The organism is Cohaesibacter intestini (genome assembly GCF_003324485.1).
Classification (GTDB): Bacteria; Pseudomonadota; Alphaproteobacteria; order Rhizobiales; family Cohaesibacteraceae; genus Cohaesibacter; species Cohaesibacter intestini.
Window position 1 is genome coordinate 131,390 of the sequence record NZ_QODK01000003.1, and the last position, 13,375, is coordinate 144,764.

Consider the following 13,375-nt stretch of genomic DNA (forward strand, 5'->3'; position numbering starts at 1 on the left):
ATGCACCAGACATGGCAAGGAAAGGGGTCTGCCGTCGCTAAAAAAACGCTACGGGTTTTTAAGCTGGCGTGAACAATCATCTGGAGGGGAGGGCAACTATCGCCCGGCAATGAAAGTGCGCAAGGAGATCAGGCTGCGCTCTGCATCCTCGATTTCCTTGACGATGGAAGCCGTATCGCGATGGTCGATCCGGTGATCTCTAAGCGCAACATCAATTTCGCGCAACACATCGGATGCCTCCAGAACCACCCGATGAGCGGCCTGGTAAAGGGTGTCCTCGGGGTCGCCTTCCGTTTCTCCAATCCGCTCGGCGGCGACATAGGCCGTGCCGCGCAGCAAATAGCTGACGATGGAAGGGTCGGGAAAGACGGCAATCAGACGACGGATTTCGTCCGCAGCAAAAGGGGTGGACCCATTCAGTCGCTGATAGAAGGCCTGATAGCTCAGTCCCATGCGCTTGGCGATGGTTTTGATATCATACCTCTCGCTGCGCGAGATGGCTTGACGCACCAGAAAGGAAAACTGCGCCCCGCGATCCTTGACATGCACATCATCCAGCATTCGCCCCTCCCCAAAAAGACGAGTGCCAGAATAGACAGTGCAACTTTTAATATCAAGTCGGGTGTAGGGCTTCTAACACTTTCAGCTCGGATCAGTCCGCAGCGAGAGAAACAGGGGCCGATTGCGAAAGTTCATCGGCTTTTCCCGGCGTGCCGCGACCGGTTTCACAGCCACACATCACCAGATTGGGTGTGTTTTTGGAGCGTTCAAGGATGTCCGCTAGGCTGTTTTCATTGAGGCTGGCAACAAACTGCTTGACCGCCTTGGACATAAGACGGCTCATTTCGCAGCCGCCAAACATCGGACAGTCTGGTTGGGGGGCATCCTCACAACGAGGGCAAAGGCATTCGACAAAGCCGAAATCCGCCTCCATCACCTTGGCCACATCGCCCATACGGATTTCGGCAGGCTCCTTGCCCAGCTCCAATCCGCCACCGCGCCCGCGCATGGTTTTCAGAAAACCATTGTTCGACAGCTTCGCGATGATTTTCATGCAATGGGTGCGCGACAGATGCAAAGCGCTCGCAACGCTCTCAACCGTCAGATTGCGATCATCATTCATCGCCACCAACATCAGGATGCGGTAGGCATAATCAGTGCCTTTGGCCAGTCTCATCGTTGTTTCCTCAAGCTTGACGCCCCACATTTCTGCGGAAGTTGGCGCATTTTTCCTTGCGCTGCGTCAATTCATGAAAAAAAGGGGAACTTTTAGGGTGTTCCTTTGTCCTGTTGTCGCATCCATGGGACGAGGGGCGGGAGAACGTAACCCGGAGAAGGCTCTCGACAAAGCAACGCGCGCGCGATATCCCATGAACCAGCAAACAAGCCAGAACGAGGAAAGCGGAATGTCAAACCCATTGGAAGAGCGCGTCGTCGATCTCGAAATCCAGCTCGCCCATCAAACCAAGACGGTCGAGGACTTGTCCGATATGGTCTCTCGCCAGTGGGACATGATTGATCGCCTGACCCGCAAGATGAAGTTCCTCCAAGAGGCTGTCGTCGAACTGGAAGACAATGTCGGCCCACCTGCCAACCAGAAGCCACCGCATTACTGAGCTTTACTGAGGGCTGAGCCGCCTTGGGAAATGGACAAACAAAAAGGCCGCCTTCCAATGAGGCGGCCTTTTGTTGCAATTATGCGTGACGGTCAAGCCAGTTTTTTGGAAGCCGCTCGAACTTTGATGGTGGAATCCTGCATCTGTGCCGTCGCCTTGGAAATGGTCTCGATATTCTCGGAGATGGTCGCAACGCCCGTCGACGCCATTTGCATATTGTCGGAAATGTCGCGGGTGACAGCAGCCTGTTCCTCGACAGCTGCGGCGATGTTCTCCGAGATGGCGTTGACTTGTTGGATAACGGATTTGATTTGCTGAATGGCGGAGACGGCGTTGCCCGTTGAGGACTGAACCGAACTGATTTGCGCTGAAATCCGTTCCGTTGCCTTGGTGGTCTGAGATGCCAGTTCCTTGACTTCGGAGGCCACGACGGCAAAGCCTTTTCCAGCTTCACCCGCACGGGCAGCCTCGATGGTGGCGTTGAGGGCCAGCAGATTGGTCTGGGAGGCGATATTCTCGATCAGCTCGATGACCTCACCAATACTCTGAGCATCTTCGGACAGGCCTGCCATGATGCCTTCTGACTGGTTGGCCTCCTGCACGGCTTGACCCGAAACCGAACTGGCCTGCGCAACCTGACGGCTGATTTCCTCGATCGATGCGACCAGTTCCTCAGAGGCCGCTGCCACAGTCTGAACGCTCGAGGAAGCCTGTGTCGCGGCGCTGGCGGCGCTTGCTGCCTGTTGGTTGGTGCCAGTGACGGCATCTGCGACCAGATCAAGATCAGCATCAATGTCTTTCTGGATCGTCATTCGGCGCAGGCGGTTTTCAACGACATCCGTGATGTCTGTGGCAAACTTCACAACCCGTATTGGCTTGCCTGTGTCATCGAGGATTGGATTGTAGGTGGCCAGTATCCAGACCTCTTTGCCACCCTTGCCAATTCGTTTGAATTCCCCGGAATGGTATTGTCCGGAACGCAGGTGGTTCCAGAAGTTGCCATAGTCCGGGCTGTTGACCTGTGAGGGATCGATAAAGACCCTGTGGTTCTGGCCCTTAATTTCCGACAATGCATAGCCGAGTGCATTGCAGAAATTTTCGTTGGCATCAATGATCGTGCCATCCAACTCAAACTCGATCACCGCCTGTGACCGCTGGATGGCTGCAATCTGACCGGCAGAGCGTAGATTTTCCAGTTTCTTCTGTGTGATATCTGCTGCAATCTTGATCACGCGGTATGGGTTGCCGGAACCATCCTTGAGGACGCTGTAGCTGGCCTCAATCCAAATGGTCTCGCCATCCTTTCGAATGCGTGGAAACTCGCCCGTTTGCGCTTTGCCGCAGGCAAGGGCCTTCCAGAACTCAACGTAAGATGAGCTGCTGGCCAGATCATCCTTGACGAAGATACTGTGATGCTTCCCCAAGATCTCATTTAATGAATAGCCCAGCGCGTTGCAGAAATTGTCATTGGCCGTGAGAATGGTGCCGTCGAGATCGAACTCGATCACGGCCCAAGACTCACCAATTGCATTCAGACGTGCCTTATCGAGATTTCCTGAAAGTTTAAACATAGAGTGACCCCACAAGATCAAAGATTTTCCATGACTCTGACTGTATCCAGTAAAATTATCATTAAATCTGACAGTGTTTGATCTAAGGAGAAGAACTAATGTCGAAATACTGATGGTTATAGGTAGTAAAATTAGAAACTGGTTTAAAAACAAATGCGGAATAAATGGATATGGCGATTAGTTATTTACCGATAATTTAGCAAGATCGGCGCGATTTGATTTTACACGCTCCGGTTTAGGTGGGTACAAGTAAGCAATTATACGAACATTAGGTTGTGAACTGGCAATTTGTGTCGATAATCTGTAAGTGCAGTCAATATTTGCGAAGCAACCAATGGTTGATCTAAGAATTGGTTCCAGTTCCATATATGCAGATTTCAATAGCAGCACCTTCGTGACTGCCTACAATCTCAGTCAGATGTTGACCGGTTGTGCTGGCATCACGTCGCCTCCGTGTGCAGGCGGCGCATAAATGCAGGGTTGCATGGGTGCAAAAAAAGGGCAGCCCCGTCGGGACTGCCCTCAATTTCAGCTAGGTACTGAACGGTGATGCTTATTACATCATGCCGCCCATGCCACCCATGCCGCCCATGCCGCCCATATCAGGCATGCCGCCACCAGCGCCTTCTTTGGCAGGTGCGTCAGCAACCATGGCTTCGGTGGTGATCATCAGGCCAGCAACGGAAGCGGCGTCCTGCAGAGCAGTGCGAACCACTTTGGTTGGGTCGATGATGCCAGCTTCGATCATGTCGACATATTTTTCGTTCTGAGCGTCAAAGCCGAGGGTGTCGTTGCCTTCGAGGACTTTGTTGACCACGATGGACCCTTCAACACCAGCATTCTCGGCGATCTGACGGATCGGAGCCTGCAGGGCACGCAGAACGATTTTGATGCCAGCAGTGATGTCAGGATTTTCAGAAGACAACTCAGCAACTTTTTTGGAAGCACGCAGCAGTGCGGTACCACCACCGGTCACGATGCCAGCTTCAACGGCAGCGCGGGTTGCGTTCAGAGCATCGTCAACACGATCTTTGCGCTCTTTCACTTCCACTTCGGTCGAACCGCCAACGCGGATAACAGCAACACCGCCAGCCAGTTTAGCCAGACGCTCCTGCAGTTTCTCACGATCATAGTCAGAAGAGGTTTCTTCGATCTGAGCTTTGATCTGAGCAACGCGGCCTTCGATGCCGTCTTTGTCGCCAGCGCCATCAACGATGGTGGTGGTTTCTTTGGTGATGTTGACTTTCTTGGCGGTGCCGAGCATGTCGAGAGTGACAGACTCAAGCTTGATGCCAACATCTTCAGAAATCACGGTGCCACCGGTCAGGATCGCGATGTCTTCGAGCATTGCTTTACGACGATCGCCGAAGCCAGGCGCTTTAACAGCAGCAATTTTCAGGCCGCCGCGCAGCTTGTTGACAACCAGAGTTGCCAGTGCTTCGCCTTCAATGTCTTCTGCAATGATCAGCAGCGGACGGGAAGACTGAACAACGCTTTCCAGAATTGGAAGCATTGGCTGCAGGTTGGAGAGTTTTTTCTCGTGCAGCAGGATAAACGGATCTTCCAGATCAGCAATCATCTTTTCGGTGTTGGTCACGAAGTAAGGAGACAGGTAACCACGGTCGAACTGCATGCCTTCAACGACTTCCAGCTCGGTTTCTGCGGTTTTGGCTTCCTCGACGGTGATCACACCTTCGTTGCCGACTTTCTGCATGGCATCGGCGATCATTTTGCCGATTTCAGCTTCGCCGTTTGCAGAGATGGTGCCAACCTGAGCGACTTCGTCAGAATTGTTGATTGGCTGGGAAGCAGCTTCCAGAGCTTTATGCGCTTCAGCAACGGCCAGATCGATGCCGCGCTTCAGGTCCATTGGGTTCATGCCTGCAGCAACAGACTTGTGCCCTTCACGAACGATGGCCTGTGCCAGAACGGTTGCCGTGGTGGTGCCATCGCCAGCGATATCGTTGGTTTTGGAAGCCACTTCACGCACCATCTGTGCGCCCATATTCTCGAACTTATCTTCCAGCTCGATTTCCTTGGCAACGGTCACACCATCTTTGGTGATGCGTGGAGCGCCGAAGGATTTGTCGATAACCACGTTGCGGCCTTTAGGGCCCAGGGTGGTTTTTACAGCGTTGGCAAGAATGTCTACACCACGCAGCATTTTTTCGCGTGCATCAGCACCGAACTTGACTTCTTTAGCAGCCATTTGAGCTCTTCCTGAAATCTATAAACTTGGAATGTGAGGCGATACGACGTCGGATCCGGCCTTAGCCCATGATGCCGAGAATGTCGTTCTCTTTCATGATCAGCAGATCTTCACCGTCGATCTTGACTTCGGTGCCAGCCCATTTGCTAAACAGCACACGGTCACCAGCCTGCACGTCAAGTGCAACCAGTTTGCCAGCTTCGTCACGAACGCCGCTGCCTACAGCAACAACTTCGCCTTCAGACGGCTTTTCTTTGGCGGTATCAGGAATGATGATGCCACCGGCGGTTTTCTCTTCGGATTCCAAACGGCGTACAACGACGCGGTCATGCAGAGGACGGAATTTCATCTCTGAAACGTTCCCTAATCTGTTATGCAGTCCCCGGACCCTGGTTGGGCATGCTATGCCCCTACCATTTATAGCGGCATCCGAGCGATCTGCTCCTCGTTCAACAAGTGTATTAGCACTCCTAATAGGCGAGTGCTAACGACGGTCTCTCATTTAGGCAAGGCATAGGGAGAAGTCAACAATTGAGACAAATTTTTTTGCCATCTGGCGCCTCGCTGACAGACAAAAACCATAGGGCTTGGTCTCCAAACGGTTTCCAGAGGCTGTGTGCCAAAGGGGGGAGGGCTGGAAATCTCAAGGCGCGGTCCAAAGGACCTTATCTGTTTGCATGATGGCGTACCAGATGGGCAAGCACGCTGCTCAGCCGTTCATCCAGAGAGCCAGAGACGCAAATAAAATCATGGCCCATGGCTTCCAGCTCGGTTTTGAAGCGTTTGAGAAACAGCCCGCGTAGGTCCGGCGCATCACGCTGGCCATCGTCAACCCAAGGCCAGTCCACATCGCACAATATATAGAGACGGGGCGTATAGGGGGGCTTGGCGAGGCGCTTCTTGTGGCGCTCCGACCATTGCTCCCACAAGGCCCAGAGCGGGGTGTTGATCTCATCTTCGTAATAATGACAGCTATAGACGAGGGAAGAGACGAGATCGGTGTCACAAACCAGCAGCCGGTTCTGCTCGCTGGCCTGTTCGGCACCGCGTTCTTCATTCACCCACTGGCCCTGTGCAATCGGGATGGCATCTTCTAGTGTCAGGCTGCCTTCTACTTGGAAATAGTCTCGCAGATATTCCGGTACCAGAACACCATCCAGATGCTCGGCCAAGGCTTTGGCAAGGGTTGTCTTGCCAGTGCTTTCAGGCCCGGTCAGGACAAGGCGGGGCAAACGTGAAACAGCCATTGATACTCACCGTTCCGGCATGTGCCAGTCACTTTCGACAGATTTGCGGCGCGAGAGACGAATGGCAAGGCCAACCGAAACCCCGACACCGATCGCGACGGTTAAATCCACTAGGACTGTCAGAATAAGCGTAAGCAGCAGCAGCGCAAGCTCGGTTCTGTCTCCACGCAGATATTCTCCCCACTTGTGGACTTCGCACATATTCCATGCGGTCAACATCAACAGGGCGGCAAGCGCTGGCATCGCCAATCCAGCCGCCAGCGGGGCGGCAAACAGCATGGCCAGCAGGATCACGATCGAATGAACAATCCCCGCAACCGGGGTCTTGCCACCTGCTTTCACATTGGTTGCCGTGCGGGCAATGGCTCCGGTGGCTGGCATGCCGCCAAACAGGGACGAGGCCACATTGGCAGCCCCCTGAGCCAACAGCTCCGCATTCGGGCGATGATTGCCATCAATCATCCGGTCCGCCACCATGGCTGACAACAGGGATTCGACCCCAGCCAGAAAGCAGATGATCAGCGCGGAAGGAAACAGCTCAATGACCCGCCCAATCGACAGATCCGGGAATGCCGGGACCGGCAATTTACTTGGCAGCGCCCCAAAGCGTCCACCCAGCGTATCCACGGGCAATTGCAGCAGGGCCACCATCACCGATCCGACCGCAACCGCAATGATCAGGCCGGGAAAGCGTGGTAAGGCATGGCGCAAGCCGACAATCAACAACAGCGTGCCCAAAGCTATGATGAAGGCGGCCAGATTGAAGCTGTCGAGGCCATTCCACAGGACGGGCAGTTTTTCAAGGAAATCCGCTGGAACCGACGCAAGATCCAGCCCCATGAAATCCTTGATCTGGCTGGAGCCGATAATGATGCCGATGCCGATGGTAAAACCATTGACCACCGCATCGGGGATATAGGCGATCAAGCGTCCGACCCGGAAAAACCCCGCCACCAGCAAAATCAACCCGGCCATGAAACTCGCCAAAACCAGACCATCATAGCCATGGGTGGCAATCACGTCATAGACAACAACGATGAAGGCCCCGGTTGGACCGCCAATCTGGACCCGGCTGCCGCCCAGCAGCGAAATGAAGAAACCGGCAACAATCGCCGTGATCAATCCATTGCCCGGATCAGCCCCCGACGCAATGGCGATCGCCAGACTAAGCGGGATCGCCACCATCGCCACCGTGATCCCCGCCATGCAGTCGGCTGCAAAGGCGCGGCGATTATACGTGCGAAGGGTGGTCAGTAGCTTTGGTTGGCGCATGGATCAGCCTGTCCTGACAAAAGGCGTGCGACGGGCGCTCTGCCCCTGCACGCGGGGGGCAGGCCATCCTAGACACGAATAGGTGTTTTCGAGAGGGTACGGCAAAAGGCTGGCCTGATAGATTACGACCTGCTTAAGGCTTTTGCTCTCACGGCTCAAGCCCTGCCTTCGACTGAAAGAGGCGGGCATTGCTGCAATGCATGGATGGGATAGCTGGAAGGGCGAAACAGGCCCTGATGCCATGCAAAGTCAGCACAGCTGACGATCATGCTCAAACTCTGGATCGACCTGCAAGTCGCTATGGGCGATCTCTTTTTCGAAATGCACCCGCAGAATGTCATCGCGGCCATGGCTGGGCAGGGCGCGCTTGGTTTCCCTGAAACCGAGATGCTCATAGAAACCAAGAAGCTCGTCCATGACTTCCGGCGTGTGCAGCCGCAAATGTGGGCATCCACGAGACTCGGCAATCATTTCGGCATCCTGCAGCAGCATCGTGCCCAGTCCACGTCCCTGATGATCAGGATGGATCGCCACCGTATCGACATGAATATGGTCCTTGCCTTCTCTCAAGCAAAGGACACCGAGGATGGCATCACCGTCCTCGTCTTTCAGAATATAGAGATTGCGCTGATCGACATAGTCGCCAAGATCGGACCAGGCATCGTCCGGGATCGTCTTCTTCATGCGAGCGGCAACGGGGGAGAAGGCGGAGAAAATGAGTGGCCGGATATGAGCAATCTGCTCGGCCTTGGCGAGACGCAATTGTGCTGTCATCGGATTATCCTTATATCAACCGGCCTGACATGGGCCTCGCCCGAATGGCGATGGCGACCGACTTTGAACGGGTTCTTTGGTTCTTGCCGGTTATGCACTGAAACAGATGACAATAATGTGACGCCGTGCCCAACCTTCGCGCTTCTCGACACATCTGTCAGCGTGGCAGCTGAATGGTTGCTTTCAGCCCGCCGCCAGAACGATTGGTCAGTGTGATGTCACCCCCATGGCTGCGGATGATTGTGCGCGTGATCGACAATCCAAGCCCGACGCCTCCTGTTTCCAGATTGCGCGATCCCTCCACCCGGAAGAAAGGCGAGAAGACCTCTTCAAGCTTATCCTCGGGAATGCCCGGTCCACGGTCACAGACATCGATCCGTAGCCCGGTTGCTGTTTTGGCGAGTTGAACCGTCGCATCCCCAGCATAGCGCAAGGCATTTTCAGTGAGGTTGCGCATGGCCCGTTTCAGGCTCACCGCCCGGCACAGCTGGATCAGACTGTCGGGCCCTTCGAAGCGCACATCCTTGCCCATTTCCTGATAGTCATCCACCATCGACGACAGCATTGCGGCAATATCCACCTCGCGGGTTTCCTCACTTGTCGCATCCTCGCGGGCAAAGGCCAGCACAGCCTCGGTCATCGCTTGCATTTCTTCGAGCGTCTCAAGAACCTTGCCGCGCATTTCCTCATCATCAATAAACTCGGCCCTGAGGCGCAGGGTGGTGATGGGGGTGCGCAAGTCATGGCTGACCGCTGCCAACATCCGGGTTCGGTCCTGAACAAAGCGCATCAAGCGTTCCTGCATCGCATTGAAGGCGATGATGGTGCCGCGCACCTCCTTCGGCCCTTTCTCGGCCAATGGCTCGATGGTTTCACCCCGTCCCAGCTTGCGGGAGGCATTTTCCAGATCGCGCAACGGTGCCGTCAAACGGCGAACGGTGAAGATGACCACCAGAAAGATGAAACTCGCTGTTGTCACCAGCGAAATCAGAAAAGGCCGGCCCCACTTTTCGGGCGGTTTGGGCAAACCAGTGCGCACCTGCAGCCATTTTCCACTATTCAGGGGCACAGCAAGGGTCATGTCCAGAGCAGCAAGCTTGGGGCGTCGATCCCGCCAGTTGCGATCACGCATCCGGTCGTCATGACGCTGTTTCCAGGCCTCAAAGCCTCTTTTGCGGGCTTCGTCCCTCTCTTCTTTCCATTTCCGCCAGCGGTCATCCGTTTGCACAGCATCGTCATTGCGCGACTGGGGATCGGATTTGTTGAAGGTCAACTTGCGCGGAAGATCACTGATCCGCACAGTGCCCTCTTCGAGGCCTGCGCGGCGTTCCAGACGACGGACAAGAAAGGATTCCTTGGTTCCTGAACGCGGCACCAAAAGGCTGGTCTTGTCACGCAGGGTGAACAGGATGTCCGGCCCTTCTGCCGCTCGGATCACCCGTTGATGCAGGCTTTCGTCTGTTTCATTCAACAACCGGACAACAGAGGCCGTTCTGTCCAGCACCTGTCCGCGGGTCGTCGTTACCGCGATGTTCGAGCGTTCATAGGCAAACAGCAGGATGGTCACCGCCTGGGCCACCACCAATGCAATCATCAAGGCAGCCACCAGCTGTCCGGCCAATGAACTTGGCCAGAGCCGGAAGGAGCGCGCAGGGGAAGGGCGCTTCTTGTCGTCAGACTTGGTTGTGGGCTGCTTTTTATTGATCAAAGGCCGGTCTCCTCATCCATGTCAGGCAGGTCGGCATCAGAGACTTTGCCAGTCACCTTGCCGGTGAAGACATAGCCGCCTCCGCGGACGGTCTTGATCAGTTTGGGCACTTTGGGGTCTTCTTCGATCTTCTTGCGCAAGCGGGAGACCTGATTGTCGATGGAACGATCAAAGATCTGGGCTGTCCGACCAGAGGTCAGGTCAAGCAACTGATCGCGTGACAGCACCATGGTGGGGCGTTTGAGAAAGGTGACCAGCAGCCGATAGTCTGCCGCGCTCAGGGGAACCGTGACCCCTTTCGGGCTGACCAACTCGCGTTGATGCACATGCAGCACCCAGTCATCAAATCGAAGCCGCTCGGGCTCTTCGGAACGCTGGGCTTCAGGTGGCATCGACTGGCTGCGGCGCAAAACCGACTTGATGCGCGCCAGCAATTCGCGCGGGCTGAAGGGTTTGGACACATAATCATCCGCACCGATTTCCAGCCCGACGATCCTGTCGGTTTCCTCCCCCAGAGCCGTCAGCAGAATAACCGGGATATTCTCATTCCCGCGCACATGACGGCACAGCGTCAGCCCATCTTCGCCCGGCATCATCACATCGAGCACAATGAGGTCGATGGCGGCGGTCTTCAGCACCTGCCGCATTTTCACCCCCCCATCGGCATCCGAGACGCGAAAACCATTCTTGGAAAGATACTTTGACAACAGCTCACGAATGTCGCGGTGATCGTCAACCACCAGAATATGTGCTGATTGCTCCATGTGTCTCTCCTTGTGGTCTCGTCGTCTGTGTGATGCACGCGCCACTTCACAGAAGCTGTCTGTGCGGGTTGGCGTGGGTCATGCTTCTTCAAATAGCATGATTTCCTTATCAACAAAGCCAGAATAGCGGGTTTTTTCAACGCAAAGTCCGGTAATTTGTATCGCTCTGTAACGGTTTGGGATGCGGTTACAGAGCGCGACAATTCTGCCGCTTTGCGAGATAGTTCTGCGACAAATCCTTCCTAACTTCAGTGCATCGGCAGAACGGCCAAACCAAGACCAACTGGCCAGCATCCACGCCGACCATCACCCGGCCAGCCCAATCAACAAATGGGCGGGTCATCACGCGCAAACCGGCCTGTGAGACGGCCCCAAGGCCAATGAGGAATTGGCCCCTTGAACAAAGGAATAGATCAATGAAAAACTTTAGCAAAATCGCACTGGCAGTCGCTTTGATCGGCGGTGTATCAGCAACCGCACTGTCCCTTGATACGGCATCTGCACGCGGTTGGAACGACCGTGGCCCGCAACAGGGTCAGAATTTCATGGGCCCTCGTGGTGGCTTCAAGGGTGGACCGCGCGGAATGGGGCCAGAACAGCGCATCCAGCAGTTTGACATCAACAAGGACGGTGTGCTGACCAAGGAAGAACTGGCGACCGCGCTGGAGCAGAAAATCACCGACAATGACACCGACGGTGACAAGGCGATCACGCTTGAAGAATTCAAAACCGAATGGGCCAAGCAGACCGAACGGATGATGGTCCGTGCCTACCAGCGCCTTGATCCCAACGGGGATGGCAAGGTGACGCTGGAAGAATTGCAACAGCAGTCCAGTTTCATGTTTGACCGCATGGATCGCAATGATGACGGAAAAATCGACAAGGACGACCGCCCGCAACAGCGCATGGGCAAACGCGGTGGACGCTGGGGTGACGACGATGGCCGTCGCGGTGGACGCCATGGTGGCCGCTGGCAGCAAGGCAATATGCAGCAGGGCCCCAATGGTCCTCAGTTCGGCCAGCAGAATGGACGCTTCGGACCACAAAACGGCCAGTTTGGACAACAAAACAGCCAGTTCGGCCCCAAAGGCTTTGGTCCGGGTTTCGGTCCACAGGCCCCGCAGGGACCTCAGACACCACAGGCCCAGCAGGCCCCTCAGCCGCCTCTGCCCCCTTTGGCGCAGGTCAACTAAGCCTGTAGATCTCACTCTGATCTGACATCACGCCCCTGTCACCGTCATCGGTGGCGGGGCTTCTTTTTTGGGGTGCCTGCAGTCGGGCTTGATGCCGAGACATATGGGCCATGAAAGGCGTCTCCAGCCGATGGTTGGGAAATTTGTAACCGAATGTATCAAGCCGCAAGATGGTTACAGAGCGCGACAAAATGGCGCAATTTCAGCATTTTTTCGCGGCAATTGCCCCCTATCTGTTGGATGTGGCGCAAGGGAAGAGGTGCTGAAAGGCCCGCCCGAGCGCAATAAGTTTCTGACTTTGAATGCGACATTGAGCAACCAAATCGCCCTGAAAACGCCAACCGAACTGGCGCCATACATTGAGAGGAAATGATATGAAAAACGCATCGAAAATCGCTTTGGCTGTTGCCCTGATGACTGGCCTGTCTGCAACCACTCTGGTTTCCGCCGATCCGGCTTCCGCCCGGGGATGGGGCAATGACTATGGCCAAAAAGGCCATCACGGCTGGCACAAGAAAGGCATGCGCGGCGGCATGAAAGGTCCCATGCAGCTGTTCAAGGAGTTTGATACCGACAGCGACCGCGCCCTGACCAAGGAAGAGCTGGATGCCGGCCTGACCAAAAAGATCAAGGACAATGACGCCAACGGCGACGGTGCCGTTGATCTTGAGGAATTCAAGGCTGAATGGATGCGCATGACGCAGGATCGTATGGTGCGGGCTTTCCAGCGCATGGATCGCGACGGCAGCGGCAAGGTGACCCTTGAAGAAATCAGCGAACCGGCGGGCTTTATGTTCGAGCGCATGGACCGCAATGATGACGGCAAAATCGACAAATCCGACCGCCGCGGCGGCAAATGGGGCCGCTCCATGCAGAAGCAGCCAGCCCCGCAAGACGCGCCAAAATCCTGATCAGATGACCCGCTTATCCATCACCGACATTTGACACGATTGCCTGCTCCGCCATTCGCAAGGATGGCGGAGTTTTTGCGTTCTTCCTCGGGGGGCAGCAGTTCGGGCTG

13 protein-coding genes are annotated in these 13,375 nt (G+C 55.2%); 3 read left to right on the forward strand and 10 right to left on the reverse strand.

Annotation, left to right across the window (positions count from 1 at the left end; genetic code table 11):
* Positions 1–96: 96 nt before the first annotated feature.
* Both DSD30_RS11320 and DSD30_RS11325 read right to left on the reverse strand, forming a co-directional pair.
* Positions 97–561: a phage regulatory CII family protein gene (locus tag DSD30_RS11320; RefSeq protein ID WP_114009815.1), complete on the reverse strand. Its 465-nt coding sequence runs from the start codon at positions 559–561 to the stop codon at positions 97–99.
* A 91-nt stretch (positions 562–652) separates the two neighbouring features.
* Positions 653–1,177: an RrF2 family transcriptional regulator gene (locus DSD30_RS11325; RefSeq protein WP_157967660.1), complete on the reverse strand. Its 525-nt coding sequence runs from the start codon at positions 1,175–1,177 to the stop codon at positions 653–655.
* 229 nt (positions 1,178–1,406) lie between these two features.
* Between DSD30_RS11325 and DSD30_RS21535 the strand changes: the two genes are divergently transcribed.
* On the forward strand, positions 1,407–1,616 hold the full coding sequence (locus DSD30_RS21535; protein ID WP_157967661.1) for a SlyX family protein: 210 nt from the start codon (positions 1,407–1,409) through the stop codon (positions 1,614–1,616).
* Positions 1,617–1,708: 92 nt separating this feature from the next.
* On the opposite strand, the gene DSD30_RS11335 is transcribed toward DSD30_RS21535, so the two are convergent.
* The 8 genes from DSD30_RS11335 to DSD30_RS11370 all read right to left on the reverse strand — a co-directional run bounded on the left by DSD30_RS11335 (position 1,709) and on the right by DSD30_RS11370 (position 11,161).
* The gene (locus DSD30_RS11335; RefSeq protein WP_114009818.1) at positions 1,709–3,187 is read right to left on the reverse strand and encodes a methyl-accepting chemotaxis protein; all 1,479 of its coding nucleotides are present in this window, start codon (positions 3,185–3,187) and stop codon (positions 1,709–1,711) included.
* Between the two features lie 556 nt (positions 3,188–3,743).
* Positions 3,744–5,396, reverse strand: a complete 1,653-nt coding sequence (gene groL, locus DSD30_RS11340) for a chaperonin GroEL (RefSeq protein WP_114009819.1) — start codon at positions 5,394–5,396, stop codon at positions 3,744–3,746.
* A 61-nt stretch (positions 5,397–5,457) separates the two neighbouring features.
* Positions 5,458–5,745 carry a co-chaperone GroES gene (gene groES / locus DSD30_RS11345; protein ID WP_114009820.1) on the reverse strand — a complete coding sequence of 96 codons (288 nt, stop codon included), beginning with the start codon at positions 5,743–5,745 and terminating at the stop codon, positions 5,458–5,460.
* Positions 5,746–6,061: 316 nt separating this feature from the next.
* Positions 6,062–6,643 carry an AAA family ATPase gene (locus DSD30_RS11350; RefSeq protein WP_114009821.1) on the reverse strand — a complete coding sequence of 194 codons (582 nt, stop codon included), beginning with the start codon at positions 6,641–6,643 and terminating at the stop codon, positions 6,062–6,064.
* A 6-nt stretch (positions 6,644–6,649) separates the two neighbouring features.
* Positions 6,650–7,915 (reverse strand): SulP family inorganic anion transporter, encoded by a 1,266-nt coding sequence (locus tag DSD30_RS11355; RefSeq protein ID WP_114009822.1) that lies wholly within the window; start codon positions 7,913–7,915, stop codon positions 6,650–6,652.
* Positions 7,916–8,164: 249 nt separating this feature from the next.
* On the reverse strand, positions 8,165–8,689 hold the full coding sequence (locus tag DSD30_RS11360; protein WP_114009823.1) for a GNAT family N-acetyltransferase: 525 nt from the start codon (positions 8,687–8,689) through the stop codon (positions 8,165–8,167).
* 157 nt (positions 8,690–8,846) lie between these two features.
* Positions 8,847–10,397, reverse strand: coding sequence for an ATP-binding protein (locus DSD30_RS11365; protein ID WP_114009824.1), 1,551 nt, complete (start codon positions 10,395–10,397; stop codon positions 8,847–8,849).
* Positions 10,394–11,161 carry a response regulator gene (locus DSD30_RS11370; RefSeq protein WP_114009825.1) on the reverse strand — a complete coding sequence of 256 codons (768 nt, stop codon included), beginning with the start codon at positions 11,159–11,161 and terminating at the stop codon, positions 10,394–10,396. The genes DSD30_RS11365 and DSD30_RS11370 overlap by 4 nt, the downstream gene beginning before the upstream one ends.
* A gap of 416 nt (positions 11,162–11,577) precedes the next feature.
* Here DSD30_RS11370 and DSD30_RS11375 point away from each other — a divergent pair, with 416 nt between their 5' ends.
* Positions 11,578–12,354 carry an EF-hand domain-containing protein gene (locus tag DSD30_RS11375; RefSeq protein WP_198662922.1) on the forward strand — a complete coding sequence of 259 codons (777 nt, stop codon included), beginning with the start codon at positions 11,578–11,580 and terminating at the stop codon, positions 12,352–12,354.
* A 374-nt stretch (positions 12,355–12,728) separates the two neighbouring features.
* On the forward strand, positions 12,729–13,265 hold the full coding sequence (locus DSD30_RS11385; RefSeq protein ID WP_114009828.1) for an EF-hand domain-containing protein: 537 nt from the start codon (positions 12,729–12,731) through the stop codon (positions 13,263–13,265).
* Positions 13,266–13,375 lie beyond the last annotated feature (110 nt).